The 23,915-nt window shown below is 44.6% G+C and carries 22 protein-coding genes; 1 reads left to right on the forward strand and 21 read right to left on the reverse strand.

Annotation, left to right across the window (positions count from 1 at the left end):
• Positions 1 to 67: 67 nt before the first annotated feature.
• The 8 genes from GUA98_RS09400 to GUA98_RS09435 form a co-directional block, all read right to left on the reverse strand.
• Positions 68 to 742: a GntR family transcriptional regulator gene (locus GUA98_RS09400; RefSeq protein WP_183518972.1), complete on the reverse strand. Its 675-nt coding sequence runs from the start codon at positions 740 to 742 to the stop codon at positions 68 to 70.
• A 106-nt stretch (positions 743 to 848) separates the two neighbouring features.
• A complete protein-coding gene (locus GUA98_RS09405) occupies positions 849 to 2,480 on the reverse strand; it encodes an extracellular solute-binding protein (protein ID WP_193722805.1) in 1,632 nt (543 codons plus the stop codon).
• A gap of 70 nt (positions 2,481 to 2,550) precedes the next feature.
• Complete coding sequence (locus tag GUA98_RS09410; RefSeq protein WP_095357368.1) at positions 2,551 to 3,420, reverse strand: carbohydrate ABC transporter permease; 870 nt, start codon at positions 3,418 to 3,420, stop codon at positions 2,551 to 2,553.
• 12 nt (positions 3,421 to 3,432) lie between these two features.
• Positions 3,433 to 4,362, reverse strand: coding sequence for an ABC transporter permease (locus GUA98_RS09415; protein WP_397332667.1), 930 nt, complete (start codon positions 4,360 to 4,362; stop codon positions 3,433 to 3,435).
• Between the two features lie 583 nt (positions 4,363 to 4,945).
• Positions 4,946 to 5,737, reverse strand: a complete 792-nt coding sequence (locus GUA98_RS09420; protein WP_153979046.1) for an HAD family hydrolase — start codon at positions 5,735 to 5,737, stop codon at positions 4,946 to 4,948.
• A gap of 27 nt (positions 5,738 to 5,764) precedes the next feature.
• Positions 5,765 to 6,277, reverse strand: a complete 513-nt coding sequence (locus GUA98_RS09425; RefSeq protein WP_153979047.1) for a hypothetical protein — start codon at positions 6,275 to 6,277, stop codon at positions 5,765 to 5,767.
• 127 nt (positions 6,278 to 6,404) lie between these two features.
• The gene (locus GUA98_RS09430; protein ID WP_193722806.1) at positions 6,405 to 6,614 is read right to left on the reverse strand and encodes a DUF896 domain-containing protein; all 210 of its coding nucleotides are present in this window, start codon (positions 6,612 to 6,614) and stop codon (positions 6,405 to 6,407) included.
• A gap of 96 nt (positions 6,615 to 6,710) precedes the next feature.
• Positions 6,711 to 7,088 (reverse strand): LysM peptidoglycan-binding domain-containing protein, encoded by a 378-nt coding sequence (locus tag GUA98_RS09435; protein ID WP_193722807.1) that lies wholly within the window; start codon positions 7,086 to 7,088, stop codon positions 6,711 to 6,713.
• Between the two features lie 295 nt (positions 7,089 to 7,383).
• Between GUA98_RS09435 and lexA the strand changes: the two genes are divergently transcribed.
• A complete protein-coding gene (gene lexA / locus GUA98_RS09440; RefSeq protein ID WP_056689962.1) occupies positions 7,384 to 8,010 on the forward strand; it encodes a transcriptional repressor LexA in 627 nt (208 codons plus the stop codon).
• 112 nt (positions 8,011 to 8,122) lie between these two features.
• On the opposite strand, the gene GUA98_RS09445 is transcribed toward lexA, so the two are convergent.
• The 13 genes from GUA98_RS09445 to mutL form a co-directional block, all read right to left on the reverse strand.
• On the reverse strand, positions 8,123 to 9,418 hold the full coding sequence (locus GUA98_RS09445) for an aldehyde dehydrogenase (protein WP_193722808.1): 1,296 nt from the start codon (positions 9,416 to 9,418) through the stop codon (positions 8,123 to 8,125).
• Between the two features lie 243 nt (positions 9,419 to 9,661).
• On the reverse strand, positions 9,662 to 10,990 hold the full coding sequence (gene glnA, locus GUA98_RS09450; protein ID WP_153979050.1) for a type I glutamate--ammonia ligase: 1,329 nt from the start codon (positions 10,988 to 10,990) through the stop codon (positions 9,662 to 9,664).
• A gap of 128 nt (positions 10,991 to 11,118) precedes the next feature.
• The gene (locus GUA98_RS09455; RefSeq protein WP_095286436.1) at positions 11,119 to 11,532 is read right to left on the reverse strand and encodes a MerR family transcriptional regulator; all 414 of its coding nucleotides are present in this window, start codon (positions 11,530 to 11,532) and stop codon (positions 11,119 to 11,121) included.
• Between the two features lie 82 nt (positions 11,533 to 11,614).
• Positions 11,615 to 12,868, reverse strand: a complete 1,254-nt coding sequence (locus GUA98_RS09460; protein WP_153979051.1) for an aminotransferase class I/II-fold pyridoxal phosphate-dependent enzyme — start codon at positions 12,866 to 12,868, stop codon at positions 11,615 to 11,617.
• 84 nt (positions 12,869 to 12,952) lie between these two features.
• The gene (hflX, locus tag GUA98_RS09465) at positions 12,953 to 14,236 is read right to left on the reverse strand and encodes a GTPase HflX (RefSeq protein ID WP_153979052.1); all 1,284 of its coding nucleotides are present in this window, start codon (positions 14,234 to 14,236) and stop codon (positions 12,953 to 12,955) included.
• Between the two features lie 118 nt (positions 14,237 to 14,354).
• Positions 14,355 to 15,326: an AAA family ATPase gene (locus GUA98_RS09470; RefSeq protein WP_153979053.1), complete on the reverse strand. Its 972-nt coding sequence runs from the start codon at positions 15,324 to 15,326 to the stop codon at positions 14,355 to 14,357.
• 108 nt (positions 15,327 to 15,434) lie between these two features.
• Positions 15,435 to 15,998 (reverse strand): DUF402 domain-containing protein, encoded by a 564-nt coding sequence (locus tag GUA98_RS09475; protein WP_153979054.1) that lies wholly within the window; start codon positions 15,996 to 15,998, stop codon positions 15,435 to 15,437.
• A 283-nt stretch (positions 15,999 to 16,281) separates the two neighbouring features.
• Complete coding sequence (locus GUA98_RS09480; RefSeq protein WP_153979055.1) at positions 16,282 to 18,990, reverse strand: penicillin-binding protein 1A; 2,709 nt, start codon at positions 18,988 to 18,990, stop codon at positions 16,282 to 16,284.
• A 170-nt stretch (positions 18,991 to 19,160) separates the two neighbouring features.
• Positions 19,161 to 19,403, reverse strand: a complete 243-nt coding sequence (hfq, locus tag GUA98_RS09485; protein WP_017687918.1) for an RNA chaperone Hfq — start codon at positions 19,401 to 19,403, stop codon at positions 19,161 to 19,163.
• 228 nt (positions 19,404 to 19,631) lie between these two features.
• A complete protein-coding gene (locus tag GUA98_RS09490) occupies positions 19,632 to 19,859 on the reverse strand; it encodes a hypothetical protein (RefSeq protein ID WP_153979056.1) in 228 nt (75 codons plus the stop codon).
• 218 nt (positions 19,860 to 20,077) lie between these two features.
• A complete protein-coding gene (gene miaA / locus GUA98_RS09495; protein ID WP_153980753.1) occupies positions 20,078 to 21,025 on the reverse strand; it encodes a tRNA (adenosine(37)-N6)-dimethylallyltransferase MiaA in 948 nt (315 codons plus the stop codon).
• Positions 21,009 to 21,794, reverse strand: coding sequence for a class I SAM-dependent methyltransferase (locus tag GUA98_RS09500; protein WP_153979057.1), 786 nt, complete (start codon positions 21,792 to 21,794; stop codon positions 21,009 to 21,011). The genes miaA and GUA98_RS09500 overlap by 17 nt, the downstream gene beginning before the upstream one ends.
• Before the next feature lie 17 nt (positions 21,795 to 21,811).
• On the reverse strand, positions 21,812 to 23,899 hold the full coding sequence (mutL, locus tag GUA98_RS09505) for a DNA mismatch repair endonuclease MutL (protein ID WP_153979058.1): 2,088 nt from the start codon (positions 23,897 to 23,899) through the stop codon (positions 21,812 to 21,814).
• Positions 23,900 to 23,915: the final 16 nt, after the last annotated feature.

The raw sequence follows: 23,915 nt of genomic DNA on the forward strand, positions 1-23,915 counted from the left end.
CAACAAACCCCTGTCCATTTGAACAGGGGTTTGTTGCGGTTTGGATCATTATACAACAATAGATTGATTATATAAAATAATGTGGATACTTTGCTTTGACCGTCTCCTGTTCAACGACGACAAGTCTAAGGTGAGCTTCCATCACCTTCATCGCTTGTTCTGTTTGGCGCTCCTTGATGAGCTGGTAGATTTCCTTGTGTTGGGAGATAATAATTTCGGAATTAATGTCTTCGGACAAGCGAAGGATACGCAGACGATTAAACGGAATGTTAAGCTGCTGAAGCATTTTCCACGTTCTCATCTTTCCAGTTCCCTGAAACAGGATCTGATGAAACTCCTCATCCAGCTCAAACAGTCGATAGAAGTTATTCTTATCCATGCACACTTCCTGCATAGCGATATTGGTTTCCAATCTGAATTTGAATTCTTCTGCAAATGAGGCACATGCCAGCGCTACAATTTCCTTTTCTATTTTTTCTCGCATAAATCTGCCTTCTTCCACATGCTCCAGATTAATATGCGAGACGATTGTTCCACTCTGCGGAATAATATCCAAAAGTTCCTCTTCAGCAAGCTTCATGAAAGCTTCGCGAACTGGAGTTCTGCTGACCTCAAGTTCGTCCGCTATTTCTTTCTCTGAAATCTTCGTACCAGGCTCAAGCTCAAGGTGCAAAATTCTTTCCTTTATCAGCTCGTATGAATAAGCCCGAGTCGAACCTCTAATCTTTTGATTAAGTGACATTCCTTAACCTCTTCCTCTCAGCCGTATTCATTCATCTTAGCATAAATTGCCGTTTCACTAAAATGAGCTCAGCGAAACGGCAATCGTTTAAACTTTGTCTATCATGTTACTGCTGTTTGTTCTCTTTATACTTTTTGTACGTATCGTTGGAAATCTGCAAGTACTGAGACAACCCTTGTCCTTCCAATTCCTGTACAAATGCATCGAACTCGTCAAGACTGCGTTCACCCAGAATAAATTTAAGGGTATTTTGGTCCGAGTAGTCCTTAAGTGGAGTACTAAGCAATGTCACCTGTTCACGGTCAAGATCTGAGTACGGGATTGGAGGTTCAGCAGGAATAACTTCCTTGGTATCCTTCATGTCCTGCTGGAATTTCAATTCTTCTTCACTAAACATGGAGTGCAGCAGATCTGTTGTTCCACCATAAGCAAATACGCCACCAGAGAAACCGTAATCAATACGCAGATCTTTTGTGCCTTTAGGATTCAATCCATTATAGTTCACATCATCCGCAAGCTTGCGAACCCCATCCTGTTTCGTGTAGGTCTCTCCTTCAACTCCCCATTTGGCGAATTCCTGTCCTTCATCACTGTAGTATAACCAGTCAATAAATTGCATTGTTGCTTTGAAATTTTCACTATCTTTGATTTTACCGGAAATCATGACACCGTTTTCAAGTCTCGATCCAGACATTAATTGTCCTTTCGGACCACCCGGAACCGTAATTTTAGCAATGGAGAATTTTCCTTCACCCAACGTTTTATTCATATCATTGCGATGCAGCACTAACGTTTGAGAGTTACCGTTAATGATAAACGACTTGCCAGAGACAAATTTTTGTGTCGCTTGATCATCATCTTGAGTGAAACTTTCCTTGTCCAGCAACCCTTCTGACACCATTTTGTTGAAGTAGGTCAGCATTTCTTTGTACTCAGGAGTAGTGGATGTATATACGAATTCATCCTTGTCTTCCTTATACGTAAGACCATTGCCGAAACCCCAACCGCCCTTGGTTCCAAAACCAGCAGCCGCAATATTTAATGTACTGTTAAATTCAAATCGGTCCGAGAACGGAATCGAATCTGGGTAGATCTCTTTCAACTTCTTGGCAGCATCATATAGTTCATCCCATGTCGTTGGGATAGGAATGTTGTTTTCCTCGAAGACATCCGTTCTAACAATCAGTGTATAGTCTGGCCATACTTCTTCATGCAAACCAGGGAGAACATAATACTTCCCATCTTCCTGACGGAGACTCTCCAGTTCATCCTCAAGTCCCCATTTCTCTATCTTGTCCTTGAAATTAGGCATCAAGTCAACATAGTCACTTACGGGTAATATGGCTCCAGAAGATACGAAGGCAGATTCTTCACCCGGATAGGTTTTAGGGATTACGAGAGGTGCATCTCCCGAACTAATCAAAAGAGATCTTTTTTGCGGATAGTCAGACATCGGTACAATGGTAGGATCCAAGGTCACACCCGTCAGCTCGGTGATTTTTTGGAAAAGCAACCAATCTTTCTTGTATGGATAAGCTGGCTGATCACTATAAAGTATGGATAAGTTGAATGGCTCCGAGGCTTTAAACGTGTCACCCACTCCGTAGGACTCCATAGCCCCTTTGGATTCAGGTTCGGCCTTCTCGGTTCCCGCTCCGCTGCTGCATGCTGCCAAAACGACACTCATCATTGTTGCCAAAACCATCTTGCCTACAAGCTTGCGTGGTCTCTTTTTCATTCCATTGTCCCCCTGCATGTGGTTTAGATTGGCCTTGCGTCTAAGAGATGTTCACTATATGCACTTGGAATTACTGCTTAACAGATCCCAACATGATACCGGTTACAAAGTATCTTTGCACAAACGGATAGATCGTAAGGATTGGAAGAATCGTAAGTACCATCGTTACCGACTTGATATTGGCTGAGATTTGAGTCAAATTATCAGCCGACGCTCCAGCAGAAGCTCCTCCTGTTGCACCTGCAATCATGTTCCGCAGATAAATGGTCACAGGGAACAGTTCCTTTTTGTCGAGATACAGGAATGCCGGGAACCATGAGTTCCAGTGTCCCACTGCGTAGAACAGAACCATTGTAGCCATTACAGCCTTACTTAACGGCAATATGATACGAAGTAAAATACCATATGTGTTCAAACCATCGATGGCTGCAGCTTCCTCCAGCTCCTCGGGCATGTTTTCGAAAAATGACTTCATAATTAACATGTTATAAATGCTGATGGCTCCAGGTACAACTAACGCCCACATCGTATTGTTCATGCCAAGGGAATTAATCAGGACATAGTTTGGAATCAATCCGCCACTGAAAAACATGGTGAACACGGCAAACATTGTCCAGAACTTGCGTCCCATTAATCTCCTTTTAGAAATCGCATACGCGAATATGGTTGTCATAAACATGGAGATCAACGTACCTACCACAGTGTAGATAACCGTATTTTTATAATTGGTCCAGAACATGCTGTCACGCGAGATGGTCTTGTAGGTTTCCACATTAAAACCGCGCGGGATGATGCTGACTTTCCCTGAATTGATATAGGATTCGCTACTGAAAGACTGTGCTACAACATTCAGGAATGGATAGAGTGTGATGAACACCACAAGCAGCAAAAAGATGGTGTTAAATACTTTGAAGACTTTGTATGATTTTGATTCCTGCATGTTATCCCTCCTTTACCACAAGCTTCGTTGTGTTAGTCTGCGTGAGATTGCATTTACTGAGAATACCAAGATCAGTCCGATGAGTGATTCGAATAATCCAATCGCAGTCGCGTAACTGAAGTTGCTGGATTGCAAACCTACACGATACAGATAAGTGGAAATCACGTCCGATGTATCATAGATAAGCGGATTGTAAAGGAGGAGAATTTTCTCAAATCCAACAGCAAGAAAATTACCCATATTCAGAATTAACAAAGTAACAATCGTTGGCAAAATGCCTGGTATGGTTACATGGATCGTCTGTTTCCAGCGATTCGCACCGTCAATCCGTGCAGCTTCATACAAAGAATCATCGATTGTCGTTAATGCGGCAAGATATAAAATGGCTCCCCAGCCCATGCCTTGCCAAATTTCAGAGCTTATATAGATCGTTCTGAACCATTCGGCGCGCTGCATAAAGGGAATATTGTCTCCAGTAAAGAATGCAACCAAGCCATTAATGGATCCATTCACTGCCGTTAGTTGCAAAATCATACCGGCTACGATAACGATCGATAAGAAATGTGGCAGATAGGATGCAGTCTGAACGAACTTTTTGAAGCGTTTACTTTTTACTTCATTCAAAAGCAGCGCAAAGATAATGGGAACCGGGAATGTGAAGAGTAATGCAAGCCCGCCCAGTATGAGTGTGTTTCCAAATACCTTCCAGAACGTTGGGTCTTGAACGAACATCTGAAAATACCTTAACCCAACCCAAGTTTCACCAAAAATGCTGCCTCCCGGTACAAACCTTCTAAAGGCTATCACATTACCAATCATCGGTCCGTATTTAAAAATAATCAGATAGATCACTGGAAGTATTAATAGTGAATACAGCTGCCAATCTTTGCGGAGTAAGGCTCCAGCCGTTCTTAACCTGCTTTCTTTGCGTAATGAGGTCATCGTAAGCGTGGTTTTAGCAGTTTCTGACTTCATATCTGATTCACTCCGATCAAATAAACTTTATAAAATCAAAAGTACTTCATGACAACTCCCATCTTCACTTCTTTCTATCGAAGACCTTGCAGAAAATTTCACCCCCACTGCATAATAGACACTCGGTAATGTAAGCGATATCAATTTAAACTAATGTTAATGGATACACTTAGGTTCAGATTGTTATCTTATTGCTCAATCTCACGGGTACCTGTTGTATTCCAAAAGTTAATATTTCCCAAAACTATGTAAAGCGCTTACAATATACATGAAAATAATAAAGCGATATCTTCTGACTCCATAACCTGGATATGTCAAAAGTTAACTGCTTTAAGGATTCCCATACTAGTCATACTAGTATGTTAGTTATATTCTAAAACAGTGCTTCCTACATTTCAATACTTTTTTTATTTATTTTTGATATTTCTTCACTATACTGCTGTTATTAAGCTTCAAACAAACAAAAAAACATTGATACCCGTGAATGATTTTGCATCATTCACCCAGGCTATCAATGTTTTAAAATGCACCATTGTCAATTCTGAAATAATCAGAAATTAGCAATAATACGATCTAATTCTGATAAGTGCTTAATCTCATGATCAGGTACATACGACTCCGAGTTCACTTTGTTCTCCCGATTAATCCAGACAGCCTGGATTCCTGCTGACAAAGCTCCGCGGATATCCGTCGTGAGTTTATCTCCAACCATCAAACCTTCTTCTGGTTTTACCCCAAGTTTGCTGAGTGCATGTTCAAAGATAGACGGATCCGGTTTTCCTTTTCCAAAAGTACCCGAGATGATGATCTCATCGAAGAAAGGAGCCAGTTCAGGCACACCATCCAACTTCTCTTGCTGCAGAGCAGGACACCCATTCGTCAAGAGCAGCAGTTTGAATTTCCCCTGTAAGTGACGTAAAGTGTCCATTGTTTCCTCATATACATGAGGTCTGGATCTTCGCTCTGCTCCAAATTGCGAGGCAAGACGTTCAGCCAAATCTTCACGGTCCACTCCCAGCTTCAATAAGCCACGACGCCAGGACTCCTTACGATATACAGGGGCAAGCTGCTCCAATTGACGGAATTCCGGCTGGTCACCACCAGTAAAATTAGCCCAAAGTCCTTCAAACGGATTGATACCAATCATTTTGGTAAATGGAAAGGTTTCATATGATTCATATAGACTACGAGCTTCATTACGAACAGCTTCTTCCAATGCCTCAGCATCAACGCCGGTTTCTTGTGAAGCAAGCAGGCAAGTTTCGTGAAATGCTTCACGCACACTGCGTTCATCCCACAATAAAGTATCATCCAGGTCGAACAAAATCGCTTTTAATGCCATTCCGATCATCTTCCCCTTTGTGAATAATTACTTTTTCTCGTCTGTTTCTACAGTAATCTGATGTGCTTTGGCAAATTTCAGAAGTCGTTCAGTAATGGCATCTGTGTCATAGCGGTTCAACAGTTTAGTGAACACCCATCTTTTGCCACGGCTGTTATGTTCGATAACTACCGTTCCCTGTTCGAATCTAAACTTAACGATGTCATCTACTCCAATGGAGCGTTCCCGATTCCCTTTGGTTGTTATAATCCGGTTGCTCCCGATTTTGATGTAAGGACGGCGAAGCATAAAAATTACAGCCAAAAATACATACAACAGCATCGTAACCCAGTCCCATGTTGTCATTGGAGCTTTAACAAGAAATGTGCTCATAAACAGATACAAAAACGCAAGTCCAATGAGGAAAATAGGAAACAGAAGACTGCGTCCTTTGAAAATGTCCTCACCGGGCGTACCCGAAATCGGTTGACCATTTTTTTTGCGCTGCTGATTCAACTGCTTTGAATTTTTCCGAACCGTTCTCTCGAACGAACGAGCCATGAGAATCCCCCTTATGTCATCTTTGTATCGGCTTACAAAATTCGCAAACCGACATTCCCCCTATAAATTTGCATTCTCAAAATAAAAGGAAGAAACCTAAATATCATTACGATATCTTTAGGTTTCCTTAGTGTTTGAGTTTGCCTTGGTGGCCTTGATCGTTCTCATCATCTACAATTTCAATGGACTCCAGTTGCTGTCTGAAGTTACTGCGGATGTTGTTTAAGTAAATTTCTCTAAGTTTAGCACGTTCGGCAAGTTCTTCCTCTGAAAGTCCAGTGGACTTTTGTTTACGAGCCAATTCATTGATGCGTGCTACCAGGCTATCTATATCCAAGCTTGTCCCCTCCAAAAATACAAAGTCATACTAACTTTGACATGATCGAGGCTGCTTGTCAAGGTTGCTACTTACTCGCTCCACTGAATCGTGATTTTAAGGGGTAAACTGAGGCAAAATTAGAACCTGTCCAGCTTGAATTGAAGTTGTTTGAAGCTGGTTTACTTTCTTTATTGCTTCTATATATACACGCGTATCCATATTTTCCGGTTTATGCTCCAAAGATAAGCTCCATAAGGTCTCTCCCTGGGAAACAGCTATTTTGCTGCCAGGAAGAACATTGTTCTCGTCTCCTGCAAACACAGTTAATACAGTGCTGCAGCCAATAAATATGATTAACGATGCCATAATCAATTTCAATATCCATGTTGGCATCTTGGCTTCTGCAAACCATTGTGTAACGTTACCTATGTTAGACTTGACCGCTTCCGAATTCACCGGTTCGTAAATACTTTGATAAGTGGAATATCTCATATTAATCGTCCTCCAAACGTTTGTTCCTATCTGTTAAAATCAATATAACACGAACACTTGTTTTGTACAACAGATTTTTAGAACAATTGTTCGCTTTATTTCAAACTCCAAATTCCCCGCAAATCTCTAGGTGAATCCAACTCGTTTATTTACTATTGTTAGATTTGAAGGATTATACGAATATAAGACTCAAAAACATTGATTTTATCGGATTTTATTTAGAACTTATGTTTGTACGAACGGAGGTTCTATGTTATAATTTTCCCAAACGTTACTAAAATGGGGTTGATACGGTATGTCGAAGATATCCAGCAGGCAGCAAGCTATTCTGGAGTTTATACGCAATGAAGTCCGGTTGAAGGGATATCCTCCTTCCGTACGTGAAATTGGTGAAGCGGTTGGACTGGCTTCCAGTTCTACGGTTCATGGGCATCTGGACCGCTTGGAGAAGAAAGGTCTCATTAGACGTGACCCTACTAAACCGAGAGCCATTGAGTTATTAAGCCAAGAGGAATCAGAACACTCCCATCAGTTTGCACACAGTGTTGCTCGCATTCCTGTCGTAGGTAAAGTCACTGCAGGGGTTCCGATTACCGCAACAGAGAACATTGAGGATTATTTCCCACTACCGACACATTATGTTGGAGAACAGAAAGTATTTATGCTCTCTGTTGTGGGTGACAGTATGATCGAAGCAGGAATTGTCAATGGAGATTACGTTATCGTACGCCAGCAGCAAACGGCAGATAACGGTGATATTGTCGTTGCCATGACTGAAGATGACGAAGCTACAGTTAAAACATTCTACAAAGAGAAAGACCACATTCGTCTTCAGCCTGAGAATGCAACATTTGAACCACTTCGTTTAAAACATGTTAGCATTTTGGGTAAAGTGATTGGCCTTTTCCGTGATATTCACTAGTCTTTCTTCCAAACAGCAATTGAGATGTAATGTAATGATAAAAAGAGGTTGCCCTATTGAACGGGACAACCTCTTTTTATATGCTAAATTTCTATTTCGTTACTTCCATTTGTTATCGTTTGAGAATGCTTTTGTGATGGGAGAACACTTCAAAGCTTTGCTTACCATGATATGACCCCATACCACTCTCTCCTACACCGCCAAACGGTAAAAAATGTGAAGTCATATGAGACAACGTATCATTAATGCATCCTCCACCGAAGGACACTTGATCCAAAACCTGATTCTGCAGCTCCTCTTGCTCCGTGAACAGGTATAGCGCCAGCGGTTTGGGACGGTGCACAATCTCAGCGAGCAGAGGATTAAGATCCTCGTAAGTCATTACCGGCAAAATGGGACCGAATATCTCCTCTTGCATCACAGGTGAACCCCAGTCCACATTTCCTACCAAGGTAGGTTCAATCAGCAGCTGATCCCGATCAGAGCGACCACCAATCAGAGCTTGACCATCTTCTAGGAATACAGACAGTCGATCAAAGTTACGTGTGTTGACGATATGCGGAAAATCAGGATTCCCCATGACATCCTTACCGAATTTATCTTGAATCTCCTCACGAATCTCTTCAATGAGTTTATCGTGTACGTCTTGATGTACAAGCAAGTAATCTGGAGCAACACAGGTCTGACCGGCATTCAAGAACTTGCCACGAACGATCCGCTGAGCTGTCAGCTTCAAATCGGCGTCTTTGTGAACAATTACAGGGCTTTTCCCACCCAATTCAAGCGTTACAGGCGTAAGATGCTCTGCCGCTGCTTTCATAACAATGCGACCTACACCCGTGCTGCCTGTGAAGAAAATATAGTCAAACTTCTCTTTCAACAAGGCTGTGCTCGTTTCGACTTCACCTTCCATCACAGCTACATATTCCTCAGGAAAAATATCCGTGATCAGGTCATATGTTAGACGTGACACTGCCGGCGTTAGTTCAGAAGGCTTAATAACAGCACAGTTACCGGCTGCAATTGCACCAATCAAAGGACCAAATGCCAGTTGGAACGGGTAGTTCCATGGCGCAATAATGAGAGCAACTCCATAAGGTTCTGGATAGATCGTGCTTGTACCATCAGGGATAACAGCACTTGTTGGCACTGCTCTAGGAGCCGCCCATTCCTTAAGGTGTTCTAGTGCAAAATCCAGTTCACCCAAAACGATGCGAATCTCAGAGTTATAGGCCTCTGTTTCCGATTTATTTAGATCAGTATGCAGTGCGTCCAATATTCGTTGCTGATATTTCTCTATGCCTTGTCTTAATTGCTGAAGAGCATGAATCCGATTTTCAATATTTTTAGTTTTTCCTGTATAAAAGAAGGCCCGCTGACTTGCAACGAGTTGTTTCGCTTGTTCCATATTAACATCTCCAATTAATGATTTAAAATTAAATTGCTAAAAATATAATTGAATTATACCTTGTTTATATGAAATTATCAACATATTAAAATAGTTGTTCTATGGAAAATATGTATCTACTCTCTTGCGTAATTTATATATACTATTAAATACTGCTATTTTCTTAGAAACCAATCACCTCTGTCCCATTATGTAATTCATCAAAAAAAGCCCTTGGCACTATTGCGCCAAGGGCTTTCCATATTAGTACAACGTAATGTATTGATCGCGTTCCCATTGGTGGACTTGTGTACGGTACATATCCCACTCAATTTCTTTCAACTCGTAGAAGTGAGCCAGGGCGTGATCGCCAAGTGCATCACAGATGACTTCGCTGCGGATCAATTCGTTCAAAGCTTCTTTCAGGTCAGCTGGCAAGCTTGGAATGCCTTCTTCCACACGCTCTTCTTCTGACATAATGTAGATGTTACGGTCAATCGGAGCTGGTAAGGAAAGCTCACGTTTGATTCCGTCCAGACCTGCTTTCAATAAAACAGCCAAAGCCAAGTAAGGGTTAGCAGCCGGATCCGGGTTACGAACCTCTACACGTGTACTCAAACCACGGGAAGCTGGAATACGGATCATTGGGCTACGGTTACTGGCGGACCATGCTACATAACAAGGGGCTTCATAACCTGGTACAAGACGTTTGTATGAGTTCACAGTTGGGTTAGTAATTGCTGCAAACGCACGCGCATGCTTCAGCGTTCCAGCCATGAAGTGACGTGCAGTTTTGCTGAGACCCAGCTCGTCCGACTCGTCAACAAATGCGTTTGCACTGCCTTGGAACAACGATTGGTTGCAGTGCATACCGGAACCGTTCATACCAAACAATGGTTTTGGCATAAAGGTCGCATGTAGACCATGCTGACGTGCAATCGTTTTAACAACGAGTTTGAACGTTTGGATCTGGTCAGCAGCTTTAAGCGCATCAGCATATTTAAAGTCGATCTCATGCTGACCTGGAGCTACCTCATGGTGGGAAGCTTCGATCTCAAAGCCCATTTCTTCAAGTGTGATAACGATGTCACGACGACAGTTTTCACCAAGATCTGTAGGCGCCAGGTCGAAATATCCACCTTGGTCATTCAGTTCATTAGTCGGGTTTCCTTTTTCGTCTGTTTTGAACAAGAAGAACTCTGGTTCAGGACCGACATTGAAAGAAGTGAATCCCATTTCTTCGGCTTCCTTCAGGTTACGTTTCAAGATGCCGCGTGGATCTCCAGGGAATGGGTTGCCATCCGGCAAATAAACATCACAGATTAGGCGAGCAACACGGTTCTCAGCTACCCAAGGGAAAATCAGCCAAGAATCGAGATCCGGATAGAGGTACATGTCGGATTCTTCAATACGCACATAACCTTCAATGGAAGAACCATCAAACATCATTTTGTTATCCAAAGCCTTATTCAATTGGCTTACAGGAATTTCAACGTTTTTGATAGCTCCAAGCAAGTCGGTAAATTGCAATCGAACGAACCGTACGTTTTCTTCTTTAGAGATGCGGAGAATGTCTTCTTTTGTATAACTCACGATACCTCTCCCTTTCTTTTCTGCTTATTTGGCTTGCATGTTATATTTGTACATTAGAAAGTTCCACGGGTCAAGGAGTCTGCCATCACAACTGCATGATTTCCCCTCACTCGCCAAGTTATGCGAACTTACTTTTTATTAAAAAATCGGGAAAGCTCTCCCTGAATGAGAGATACTTGTCCAGGTCTCTTACCCGAAACCAGCTGTTGCTTCAATAAACGGTGCAGCTGTGTATCCGACAGTTCTCTGCGCTTCACTTCTGTATCTGCGGTGATGACTGTCGCTTCTTCGGATTCCTTGGATACCGGATTCATAACCTGCTTGATGCCGGCAATATTAACACCTTTTTCGATCAAAGCCTTGATCTCCAGCAATCGTTCTACGTCATTAAAGGAAAACAAACGTTGGTTACCTGACGTTCTTGCCGGTACAATCAAGCTGTGCTGTTCATAATATCGAATCTGACGAGCGGACAGATCCGTAAGTTTCATAACAATACCTATCGGGAATAAGGCCATATTTCTGCGAATTTCGTCACCCATGTTCATCAACCTTCCAGTCATCTATTCTTCACCCTATTGTACATTTAGTTATTACTAAGTGTCAATGACGTGTTAGATAAACTCACAATAATTTACGATCTTTCATTGTCTGGAGCGCCATCAAAACGCCATATTTAACATGAGAGTAGGTTAATCCCCCCTGCATGTAGCCGATATATGGCTCTCGAATAGGCGCATCCGCTGACAACTCCAGGCTTCCGCCCTGTATAAACGTACCTGCCGCCATAATGACAGGATGTTCATAACCAGGCATGTCCCATGGCTCTGGAACGACATGACTATCCACTGCAGCAGCCCGCTGAATCCCCTGTACAAAAGCGATCAGATGCTCCGCGGAGGAGAACTGCACAGCTTGGATCAAATCCGTGCGTGTCTCATTCCAAGCAGGTTTGGTTACAAATCCCGAAGCAGCAAACATTGCAGCGGCAAAGGTACTGCCCTTGATGGCTTGTCCCACAATTGTCGGCGCCATGTAAAGTCCCTGGTAGATCCCACGGGTCGTTCCCAACATGGCACCAACCTCACTACCTATGCCAGGTGCAGTCAAACGATACGCTGCCAATTGTACATATTTTTCCTTCCCGCATATGTAACCCCCGGTTTCAGCAAGGCCTCCGCCAGGGTTTTTGATTAGTGAACCTGCCATCAGATCTACCCCGACCTCTGTCGGTTCGCGTTTCTCCGTAAATTCGCCATAACAGTTATCCACGAATACGATCACATCTTCTTTGATTGCCTTGACCCGTTTTACCATATCTGCGATCTCATCAATACAGAAGGAAGAACGCCAGTCATATCCGCGTGAACGTTGGATCCCTATCACTTTGGTTGTGGCAGTAATATTTCCTTGAACTGCGTCCCAATCGACACTGCCATCTGCCAGCAAAGCGGTTTCACGGTATCCTATGCCAAAGTCCCGAAGAGATCCAGTTCCATCTTCCGGACTTCCAATGACTTTGTGCAATGTATCATAGGGTTTACCTGTGATGTATAACAACTCGTCACCTGGGCGCAGAACGCCAAAGAGCGCGGTAGCTATCGTATGTGTACCTGAGGCAAAATGGGGACGAACCAACGCGGCTTCTGCGCCAAATACGTCCGCATATACTTCATCCAGCACTTCCCGGCCACGATCGTTATATGCATATCCCGTTGAACCAGCGAAATGATAATCACTGACTTGTTTTCGTTGAAACGCATCAATGACCTTCCACTGGTTGTAATCCGTAATACCGTCAATCATTTTCATCTGTTGTTCAATCTGGGCCTCAACTTGTTGTTGCAGCTCCACAATCTTTGTATCCAAACTTGCCATCTTACTTCATTCCCCTTCATTGCACTAATCTAACGCATAATATCGATTATCGTGTCAACTTACCATACCAATATGTCATGTATATTACAATTCAATGAAATCTTCAAGTAAATAACCGAATTTTTCATATTCCCCTTTTTGCAGCTCCACTTGATAGATCACATCATTTTCTTCAAAAGTGGTTTCAACAACATCTCCAACCTTATAAAGAACAGATGTAAGATCTCCCCGCTCTGCAGGAATACGGAACCGCTTCGTATCACCCGTCAGTTCTTCCTGAATCCGCTCCCGAATCTTCAGCAGGTCAGCTTCATCCAGTGCACTTACCTTCATATGGTCTTTATCCAAAGGAAGCATTTCCAGCTGCTCCGGTGTACATGCATCTTTTTTGTTATAGAGCACCAACTGAGGCTTATCGCCAGATCCAAGCTGCTGCAGAATTTCATGCACAGTTCTCATCTGATCTTCCCGCATTGCAGATGATGCATCTACAACATGCAAAATCAGATCGGCTTCATTCACTTCCTCCAATGTTGCACGGAAAGCAGCAATCAGATCATGTGGAAGGTTTTGAATAAATCCTACGGTATCCGTAAGTACAATTTCTTTACCGCTTGGAAGCTCCATCGTACGTGAAGTTGGATCCAACGTAGCAAACAGCTGATCCTGAATATATACATCAGCAGCAGTTAATTGTTTAAGCAATGTGGATTTACCTGCATTCGTATACCCTACAAGTGCAACCTGTACAATGCCTGTCTTTTTACGACGCTCGCGATGAAGTTTGCGGTGGCGTGTAACCTCTTCCAGGTGCCGTTTCAGATCATCAATGCGACCCCGGATATGACGGCGATCCGTCTCCAGCTTGCTTTCCCCCGGTCCACGTGTCCCGATTCCCCCTCCAAGCCGTGATAGGTTTTTGCCATGACCCGATAATCGTGGAAGCAGATAGCTAAGTTGGGCCAATTCAACCTGAATGATACCTTCTCTTGTATTTGCACGTTGGGCGAAAATATCCAGAATCAACTGGGTACGGTCGATAATTTTGAGATCCAGTGCCTCTTCCAGGTTACGAACCTGAGCTCCAGACAGCTCTTGATCAAATATCGCAGTGGTTGCGCCCAATTCCTCTGCGATCGCACGTAGCTCCTCGACTTTACCTTTTCCGATAAACCACTTCGTATCTCGCGTTTCACGGTTTTGAGACAATACACTCAGCACCTCAACACCTGCAGTCTCTGCAAGCTTCACCAATTCCTCCAAAGAGTACTCCGGATTAATGCCTGAACGCTTTACTTCATCTGTAATCAAACTCACTAAAACAGCGCGGTCTTTCTTGACTTGATCTGTATCATGGGTAACTGTCATATTCAATGTGTCCTCCTTCTCAAACTCAGCTTCATCTATTACGGTTATTGTTCCCTCATAGCGTACTTTAAGCCGAACCGGTTAACCCGGCCGGCTGCTCCAAAAAAACCATTATCGCTTACTTTCGCTCAAACTTCAAATCCTCTGTTCGAATCGACATCAGTTCCAATTTTCCCGGACTGCCTTGAGTATACTGTTCCAGCAATCGAACCGCCTGATGGCGTATGGACCGCTCAATTGCATTTCGAACGTACCTAGCATTGCTGAAGGCATGTAGAGATTCATTCTTCTCCTGCAGCAAATGCTGCTTCAGCTTCAGGATGGTCTGTGGCATTAAAATATAATCTCGCTCTTTTGCCATAATCTCTGAAATCTGTATCAACTGATCTATACTGTAATCCGGAAATTCAACCTGAATAGGAAAACGGGATGGTAATCCCGGATTAGTCTGTAGAAAGAAATCAATTTCTTCAGAATACCCTGCCAAAATCAAAATGAATTGATTTTTATGATCTTCCATGGATTTTACAAGTGTATCAATAGCTTCCTTGCCAAAATCCTTCTCGCCACCGCGAGCCAAGCTGTATGCCTCGTCGATAAACAAGATGCCTCCAAGTGCCTTCTTCACCAGATCGCGCGTTTTCTGGGCCGTATGTCCAATATACTCTCCGACCAGATCGGCCCGCTCCACCTCAATAAGGTGCCCTTTGCTGAGCACGCCCATCTTTTGGAACAGCTTTGCTACAATCCGCGCAACCGTGGTTTTCCCGGTCCCTGGATTTCCTTTGAAAATCATATGATACACATGTGCTCCACTGATCAGGCCTGCCTCAGAACGCATCTGGGCTATTTGTAAAAACGCATAGATTTCAAATACAAGATCCTTGATATTTTCCAGCCCAACCAACTGCTCGAGCTCACCTTGAATCTCCTGAAAATGGCTGTGCTTGGCTAATCCCTTTACTGCCTGAAGTGGTGTCTCCTCTTCCTTTGCCAACATCTGAGGCTCTTGGTTACGCAATACAACATTAATTTGTCTGGATGGTCTGCCTCCCGGTTGCCCTCCTGCAGCCATGACCCGTCCGTTCATTCGCCATCACCTCTATTTTATCGGGCTGATCTCTCCTGATTATTAATGTATTCTATCAGATGCTCCAATATTAGAAGGATGACGAAGTAATTCTCTGCTTGTCAAAACTCAGATTTGAACGTTTTTGCGAAACTCCCCGTTTTCAAACAAGGTCTGCCGATGCTTCAATGATAGTTGAAAATAAGGAAACACATGAGCATCAATAGCATGCAGCAATTCCTTGGCCGTTCGGTTAGCCAGATCATAATCGCCGGTGGTTATATGCTTGCGCGAAAGAGCATCTTCAAGCTCATCTTCATCCAGCAAAAATACCTCTCCATCTTTCAGGACAACTACATCGAGATAGAGATCATCAAACCAGGGAACCCCCTGATCCGTTATGCCCTGGCTTCGACAGGTATCAATGTACCATTCAACGATTCGTTGCTGATCGTCAAACATGGCCGTCACCACGAAATGCTCTCCCTTCGGATAATACTGCAGCCATGAGTACCCTTTATCTGCGATGCAAAACGTACTCCCCCCATAGGTTTTCCACAAGGGTTCTTTCAAATCCTGTATGGTATACAACGTAATGTAACCTGTAAAAACTTTGGATTGTACGAACCGGCATGTAAATTGTCGGTTCGTAATCCGGCGCCAGTTCGCGCGGTCCCCGAATTTCCGTTTCATACGAACCCCTCTTTGCCGACTACAGGTCCTTGACCTGTTCTCATATTGGTGAACACTGAATAACGTCCGCACAGCCGATTCCATGACTTACGAATCAGTTTTGCACAACGTATTACGATAGCTACAGCTTACCATATTTAAGTTATACACTCAAAATTAAGCTTTGCCTCAACAATTAATCGTTATGAATGGAGTTAAAATATCGCTGTCTAAAACAAAAAACCTGCTTCACCGATCATTCGGGAAGCAGGTTAAGAGCTGCGTTAATGATATTCAGTTGAAGTTAACCATCGTTTCCGGTCTGCGTTTCAACAGAGCCATCATTTTCACCTGTGTTGCTTTCTGTTCCGGCATCCGGCGGAACAACTTCACCAGGAGTGTTAACCGAACCATCGCCTGATCCATCATTGTTCCCACCAGGGTTGGTATTTCCCGTTCCAGGGGATGTATTTCCATCACCAGACTGGCCGTTTCCTTGCCCCGGCCCTCCATTATTACCATTACCGTTGCCATTCCCGTTACCGTTATTGCCGTTGTTTCCATTACCATTTCCGTTGTTGCCATTATTTCCATTACCATTTCCGTTGTTTCCGTTATTCCCATTGTTTTCACCTGAATTCCCATTATCCGGTGAACCGTTATCCGGATTCTCGGTACCAGGCTGTTCCGTTCCCGGATCCGTTCCTGGGTCTGTACCCGGTTCTGGATCCACTGGGTCGATTTCCTGCGCCTCAATCATAAGTGAGATTGTATTGGAAGGATCCGTTTCAAGTCCAGAGGCCAGATCAAAGGCAGTAACATAATACTCATATGTCAAGCCTGGAAGTGCACTTAGATCCTGTGCACTCGTCGATCCCACTGAATCAATCAGATGGGTGAATTGTGCTTCGGACGTCTCTTTCCGATAGATACGATATTGAGTATTCGCATCTCCTGTTCCTGTCCAGTTAAGCGAAACCGTCTGAGAATTCGGATCATACGCTCCGCTTAATCCACTAACCGATAATTGCGGCTGCTCCGGCTGCGTTTCTTCCGGTGGTGGTGCCTGTTGACCTTTAGGTGCTTCAAAGTCCTTCACAGGTACACCCTTCAGTGCATCAGTCATGACTTTGGCGAAGAAAGCAGCAGACAGCTTACTGCTGTTTTTGAGCATATGCGTTGCGTCCGGATTATCATATCCCATCCAGACTGCAGCAGTCCATTCAGGTGTATACCCGACAAACCATACATCACGGTTTGCACTGTTGCCAGCGATGCCGCTCTGCACCGTACCCGTTTTACCTGCTACCGGGCGATCCAGTCTTGCGGATCGTCCTGTACCATCATTGACTACGTTTTGGAGCATCTGTGTCAATGCGTAAGCATTTTGTTCACTCATGACACGTGTCGTGTCTGACTTGTCATGCTTGTAAACGGACTTATCAGAGCTGTCCTTGATCTCCTTGATCGAGTAGGCCTCTTGATATTCACCGAGGTTGGCAAATGCACTATAAGCTTGTGCCATTTCAAGGGTATTTGTGCCTTTGCTCAGACCCCCCAGAGCGATCGCGAGGTTTTTATCCTCATCGGTAAGCTGAATGCCTACACTCTTGGCAAACTGTACGCCTGTATTAACACCTATTTTATCAAGCAGCCACACGGCAGGAATGTTCTCCGACTTCGTGATAGCCTCGGTCATACTTATTGTTGAAGAGTATCCATGCAAGTTTCCCGGGCAATAATTGCCAAAGCACTGCTTCTGATTACTCAGCGGCGAATTGGCGTTATAGTCGCCAGACTCCAGTGCAGGCGCATACGATACGATGGGCTTGAATGCCGATCCTGGTTGTCTGCGGCTCTGTGTTACCCGGCTGTACCCTTTCGTTTGATAGTCACGTCCACCCAAGAGAGCAACCAAACTACCATTTTCATGGTTCATGATAACCATGGATCCTTGAACCTTCTGGTCGTCTTTGCTTTCCTCAAATAAACTGTCATCCGAGAAGGCACTTTCCATCGCCGTCTGGGCCTGAGCATCCATGGTTGTATAGATCTTGTATCCACCGATGTTCAGATCATCTTCTGTTTTGCCTGTTACACGTTCTGCTTCACGAAGAACATAATCAATAAAGGCTTGATATTTTTGCTCTTTTTCCGGTGGTGTATAATCGTAATCCACCGCTTTCGCTTCATCCATTTCTGCCTTCGTAATGTAGCCTTGTTCGTACATCAGCTGCAGCACCACACCGCGGCGTGCTTTGGAATCGTTCGGATTGCTCAGCGGGTTGTAAGCGGATGGCCCTTTAGGCATCGCTGCCAGCGTGGCAATTTCCCACAGATCAAGGTCCTCAAGCTTATCCTTGCCAAAATAAAATTCCGATGCAGCCTTTATACCATAACGCTGATGACCGAAGAAGATTCGGTTCAGATACATGGTCAAAATCTCGTCTTTTGTGTACTTGCGCTCCAAAGCCATTGCAATGGATACTTCCGTCGCCTTCCGGAAGAATGTTTTGTCACGGGACAGGAACATGTTTTTCGCAAGCTGCTGGGTTAGCGTACTGCCGCCCTCAACCATGGAACGGGCCATGATGTCTTTTACAGCTGCACGTCCGATGGACCAGATATCCACACCCTGATGCTCATAGAATCGTCTGTCCTCTGTTGCCACAAAAGCTTCCTTTACCAATTCAGGAATCTCATCTTCATCCACTGGTTCCAGCTTCTGAATCGACAGCTCCCCCATTAATTGGCCATTGCGATCATATACTTTCGATGTCTCATTAATTGTTGTTTTGTCCATATTGGCTGTAAGCAGCCGCTCACCACTGACCATGATGAACAGATACCCGCCAAGTGCACAAAAGATGGCGATTGCCATAGTGAAAAACAGTGTCCACCCAACGCGTTTACCCGTAATTTTTTTCTTTTTAGAGGTCTTAGGCTTCGCTTTCTTGGGTGACTTGTTATTGTTGTTGCGATTGTTAGACCTCGACAACGGATCGTTTGGCATGTTACCTCCTGACTCCCTTTCGGTTGCTCAATTTCTATTTGCCTGTAAAGGCTAATGCTTATCATAACCCTTTTTTGCCCGGAATGAAAAGAACAACCCTTGTTAAGGTTGCTCTGCTTCAATTCCTATACTTGTAGACGAAATGGTTGTAGAAAAGGTTTCGTAATTTTTTAAGCTTCGCCGCTGTTATCCTGCTGCATCAGCGATACGCTGCGTTGCGGCGTGAACGTGGAGATGGCGTGCTTATAGACCATTTGCTGGCGTCCGTCGCTGTCAATGACGATCGTAAAATTGTCAAATGCCTTGATCGTTCCACGGATTTGAAAGCCGTTGGTCAGATAGACCGTAGCAGGAATGTTTTCTTTCCGCAGTTGGTTCAAGAACGTATCTTGGATGTTGATGGACTTGTTCATTAGCCGTACCCCCATTGGTTCATTTGAATTCGTGTTTAAGATAGTATTCAATATCGCTGAGTAGCTTTCGTGCTATTATATCATGAACAGTTTCATATAATCCACAAAAACCCCTTGTCTACTAAATTGCATCTCGGAATCAGCCTGACGTGCAGTTAGAAGACTTATCCATTATACACCGCTTGTCTAAAATGCAAAAGAGGGACAAAATCATCGTTTTAGAGCGCTTTATTCCTGCCCCTCCTGGTCAACCAACGGGTTAGCCAATGCTTTTGTTAACGGAATTTTCTGCCGTTCTTTTCGATCATGAATCAGCATTTTCAGGTATGTATTGGTATTGGACAGAACGATAATCACCCAAATTAGGGCAATAAGACCCAGAATGGCAACGGCAACTCCAAATAATCCTGAAAAAAATAGATATAAGCTTGTTCCTCCACTCACACTTGAGTCCATTCAGATTCCTCCTTTCTCATTTGAACACATTGTCAATGTCTCATGTTGTTATGTGTTTTCATCTTAATGATATTGTTATTTTTTTACAATCATTTTATGAACTAGATCCCTTTATTTTCTATGTTTTGTACTCAAAACAAAAAACCTCTACTCTTTTTTAAAATCAAGAGATAGAGGTTCAAACGTCCCATAAGGGACGTATTTCACACATTTCGCAATCATTTAAACTTTTGATGAATTAATGCACATACCCGCTCATAGTTCCCTGCGAAATCTTCGGTATCTGTCATATCCACCCATTCAATGTCCTTCATATGCCGGAACCAGGAAAGCTGGCGTTTGGCAAATCGGCGGGTATCCCTCTTCAGCCATTCGACCGCAGCATCCCAGCTGACTTCGCCTTGAAGATAGGCCGCAATTTCCTTGTAACCCAGTCCCTGCATGGAGATATGTCCTCTGGCCACACCGCGTTCCAGCAGTGACTTCACTTCTTCTACCAAACCTTGCTCAATCATCAGGTCAATACGTTCTTCAACCCTTGCGTAGAGCTTTTGACGATCCATTGTTAAACCAATAATACTCAGATCGTACGGGGATTCTTTCTTCTGCGACGCCAGTTGTTCAGATAACTTTTCCCCTGTCAGGTGGTAAATCTCAAGAGCCCGAACAATTCGCCGCTGGTCGTTCACATGCAGCCGATCCGCACTAATTGGATCTATTTCCCTCAGCTTGTCATGCAGCGCCTGAGCACCGTGTAACTCGGCATAGCGGAACTGTTCCTCCCGAAAAGCCTCATCTGACCCGCTTTCCGAGAATTGAAATCCGTAACAGACCGACTCTACATACAGACCCGTTCCGCCAACAATAAAGGGAAGTTTACCACGATCCTGTATTTCACTGATCAGCCGGGTACAGCTCTCCTGAAATTCTGCAACCGAATATGGATATTCCGGTTCATGGATATCAATAAGATGGTGGGGCACTCCCTTCATCTCTTCACGGGTAATCTTGGCCGTCCCGATGTCCATTTCACGATAGACCTGCATCGAATCTCCCGAAATAATTTCGCAATCAAACGCTTGTGCGAGCTCGATACTCATCCTTGTTTTGCCTACTGCTGTCGGTCCAACCAGTACAAGCAGTTTAGGTTTAGCTTCCGCTTTCAACATTTATCACTCCGTACAGTGTTTTTGCATTGGCGCGATCCAGCACCTCGAATCCGAGCCTCGTAAACTCCGCGCTGCCGCGCTTTTCTTTCATCACAACCCGCTTGCGGGCTACCCGTTTGGCCTCCAAGATACTTTGAATATCCAGTGCATGGGAGTTTGCATAATCCCGCAAGGGCTGAATCGCACTTGAATCCATCATCGGCTCGCGGAACATGGGGTCGAAGTAGACTGTGTCGCAGCTTCGATCCGGCATAGAACGAAGAAGATCCAGATGATTGGCGTGTCTTAACTCAATTCTGCGAAAGGCTTCATCGACTTCGGGCTGATTACTCTCGTAATAGGACATTCCCTCAACCAACAGTGTATAGAGCTGCAGAGAGCTCTCACAAGCAATAACCCGACCCTGTTTACCTGCTGCGACGGAAAATACCAGTGCATCCGTACCTAACCCGGCTGTACAATCAATGATGGTATCTCCTTCAAGTACAGCTCCCGCTTCCAGCATAGGATCGGGCTCTCCCCGCAATACACGCTTCGCGCGTACGAATCCCATGCTTGGATGGAATTCAAGCTGAGGCGCATTCTTGCGATACAAGCGCGCCTTGCCCTGAAGCACGACAAGAATTTCGTTAACTCCATATTTTTCAATCAGCTTGGGCAAAGACTTTTTATTGCGCGGCACATAGATGCCACCCGTCGTTTCCGCGAGCTTACGCGCGCGTTCCACAAGCGATGGCGCCTCTGTATCACCGGTTGTAATATACATAACTTCCTCCTAAACAGCTACATGACCCGTTTGAATAATTTCTCCAGATCATAGGTTGAAAATGAAACGACTATTGGTCGCCCGTGTGGGCAAGTATAGGGCTGCCTGCAGGAACCGAGTCGCTGAATGAGTGTCTCCGCTTCCTGTTCTGTCAGCTTCTGATTGGCTTTAATCGAGGCTTTGCAGGAGCACATGATGGAAGCAGCTTCCCGCATTTTACCCACATCAATGCTGCGCTCGCTGAGCACCCATTCAGACATTTCCTCAATAATATCCTTCTCGTCCCCTTTGGGAAACCAGTACGGATGGGAGCGCACACGAAATGTCTGTCCACCGAAATGCTCCAGATAGACCCCAGCCTGTTCAAACCAGGCCAGCCTGGACTTGAGTTTTTCCGTTTCGGACGGTGTAAACTCCAGAGTGATCGGCAGCAAAAGCTCCTGTGAAGCTTGAGCAGGATTGCCAAACTTTTCATAATAATACTCATAATTCACCCGTTCATGAGCGGCATGCTGATCAATCAAATAGAGGCCATCTTCATTCTGGGCAATTAGATACGTACCATGATGCTGACCGATCAAGCTGAGCTCAGGGAATGCTGGCAGCGTCGCATCCGACTTCACTGCTGCTGCCAGCTTCGCAGTATCAGGTAAACCTGAACCCTTCCAGCTGCGCTCCATATTGGAACGATTTGAAGCTTGATATGACGGCCGGTTTTCTCTAACTGGAGCATTCACGTTGGTTGGTCGATATGTCGGCGCTGTGTCCTGAGGTGGCACCGCGCGTTCATCTGTCTGAACCCGTTCATCAACAACAATAGCTTGAAACGGATTTATCGGGTTGAGCTGATCTGGCGGAGGAGCGTCCGGCAAGGGAACTACCTCTGAGAAGAGTTCCGCAGCCTGTCCTGGTTGAATATCAGCGGGAGCATCCAGATCGTCCTCTTCCATGGCCGTGTTTCCTGGCACATGGGTGTTATTCTTTTTGGAATGTGCACTCCCATCCTCTATCGCTGGCTCATCCTTGTATGGTCCTCTCGGAAACAGAAACTGTTCCTGTATAAATGAACTATCGTCTCCACGTCGGATCTGCTGTTTGGTCACTTGAGGTATAAGCACTTCCTGCCGCAGAATTCCCCGCACTGTCGTTTCAATAAATTCATACAACTCGGCTTCCTTGCTGAATCGCACTTCCAGTTTTGCCGGATGAACGTTTACATCCACCAGGGATGGATGCATCTCAAGCTGCACCACAACAAGCGGGAATCGATTGATTGGCAGTAACGTGTGATACGCTTTAAGAATGGCTTGATTAAGACCATAATTGCGAATAAATCGACCATTCACAATCGTTGACATGCCGCCCCGATTGGCCCGTGTCCATTCCGGAAGACTGATTAATCCACTTACCCGATAATCCAGATTCTCGCCCTGGATGGGCAGCATGGCTTTGGCTGCACTTGTACCGTAGATTGCTGCCACCACCTGAAGCAGATCACCGTTTCCGAGCGTTTGCAGCAGCACATTGGCATTATGCCGCAGCGTAAAGGAAATATGCGGATGAGACATGGCCATCCGGTACAGCACATCAGAGATATGTCCCAGCTCGGTTTGGATCGTTTTCATATATTTCAGGCGGGCAGGAGTATTATAAAATAATTCTTTGACGACAAACTCTGTCCCTTGCGGTGAAGCAGCATCCTCATGTGTACACAGTTTGCCACCCTCAATCACAATCCGGCGCCCCCGGCCGTCGTCACCGCTAGCCGTTAGCACTTCGACCTTGGAGACAGCCGCGATACTCGGCAGCGCCTCTCCCCGAAAACCAAGACTTGTGATCTGGAAGAGATCACGTCCGTGCGTAATTTTGCTCGTTGCATGACGATAGAATGCTGTTTCCAGATCGTCGGGTTCAATGCCTGAACCGTTGTCTTTCACACGAATGCTGAGCAATCCGCCCTCTTCAACGGAAACTTCAATTTTGGTAGCCCCTGCATCCACGGAGTTCTCCAGTAATTCCTTAACAACCGAAGCAGGCCGTTCAACCACTTCACCTGCTGCAATCTGGTTGGCAATATGTTCGTCAAGGACATGTATTTTCGCCACAGGTTTCCCCTCCCAT

It is taken from the genome of Paenibacillus sp. P13VS (genome assembly GCF_015143645.1).
Classification (GTDB): domain Bacteria; phylum Bacillota; class Bacilli; order Paenibacillales; family Paenibacillaceae; genus Paenibacillus; species Paenibacillus xylanilyticus_A.

Bases quoted from the DNA above. Each gene is read 5' to 3' on its own strand.
- GUA98_RS09500 (WP_153979057.1), bottom strand. From the start codon at position 21,794: ATGTATATTACAACCGGTGATACAGAGGCGCCATCGCTTGTGGAACGC.
- GUA98_RS09445 (WP_193722808.1), bottom strand. From the start codon at position 9,418: ATGGAACAAGCGAAACAACTCGTTGCAAGTCAGCGGGCCTTCTTTTAT.
- GUA98_RS09400 (WP_183518972.1), bottom strand. From the start codon at position 742: ATGTCACTTAATCAAAAGATTAGAGGTTCGACTCGGGCTTATTCATAC.
- hflX (WP_153979052.1), bottom strand. From the start codon at position 14,236: ATGACAGTTACCCATGATACAGATCAAGTCAAGAAAGACCGCGCTGTT.
- lexA (WP_056689962.1), top strand. From the start codon at position 7,384: ATGTCGAAGATATCCAGCAGGCAGCAAGCTATTCTGGAGTTTATACGC.
- GUA98_RS09460 (WP_153979051.1), bottom strand. From the start codon at position 12,868: ATGGCAAGTTTGGATACAAAGATTGTGGAGCTGCAACAACAAGTTGAG.
- GUA98_RS09470 (WP_153979053.1), bottom strand. From the start codon at position 15,326: ATGAACGGACGGGTCATGGCTGCAGGAGGGCAACCGGGAGGCAGACCA.
- GUA98_RS09480 (WP_153979055.1), bottom strand. From the start codon at position 18,990: ATGCCAAACGATCCGTTGTCGAGGTCTAACAATCGCAACAACAATAAC.
- hfq (WP_017687918.1), bottom strand. From the start codon at position 19,403: ATGAACAAGTCCATCAACATCCAAGATACGTTCTTGAACCAACTGCGG.
- GUA98_RS09490 (WP_153979056.1), bottom strand. From the start codon at position 19,859: ATGGACTCAAGTGTGAGTGGAGGAACAAGCTTATATCTATTTTTTTCA.
- GUA98_RS09455 (WP_095286436.1), bottom strand. From the start codon at position 11,532: ATGGGTGACGAAATTCGCAGAAATATGGCCTTATTCCCGATAGGTATT.
- GUA98_RS09475 (WP_153979054.1), bottom strand. From the start codon at position 15,998: ATGAAACGGAAATTCGGGGACCGCGCGAACTGGCGCCGGATTACGAAC.
- GUA98_RS09435 (WP_193722807.1), bottom strand. From the start codon at position 7,088: ATGAGATATTCCACTTATCAAAGTATTTACGAACCGGTGAATTCGGAA.
- GUA98_RS09425 (WP_153979047.1), bottom strand. From the start codon at position 6,277: ATGGCTCGTTCGTTCGAGAGAACGGTTCGGAAAAATTCAAAGCAGTTG.
- GUA98_RS09415 (WP_397332667.1), bottom strand. From the start codon at position 4,362: ATGACCTCATTACGCAAAGAAAGCAGGTTAAGAACGGCTGGAGCCTTA.
- GUA98_RS09420 (WP_153979046.1), bottom strand. From the start codon at position 5,737: ATGGCATTAAAAGCGATTTTGTTCGACCTGGATGATACTTTATTGTGG.
- GUA98_RS09405 (WP_193722805.1), bottom strand. From the start codon at position 2,480: ATGAAAAAGAGACCACGCAAGCTTGTAGGCAAGATGGTTTTGGCAACA.
- GUA98_RS09410 (WP_095357368.1), bottom strand. From the start codon at position 3,420: ATGCAGGAATCAAAATCATACAAAGTCTTCAAAGTATTTAACACCATC.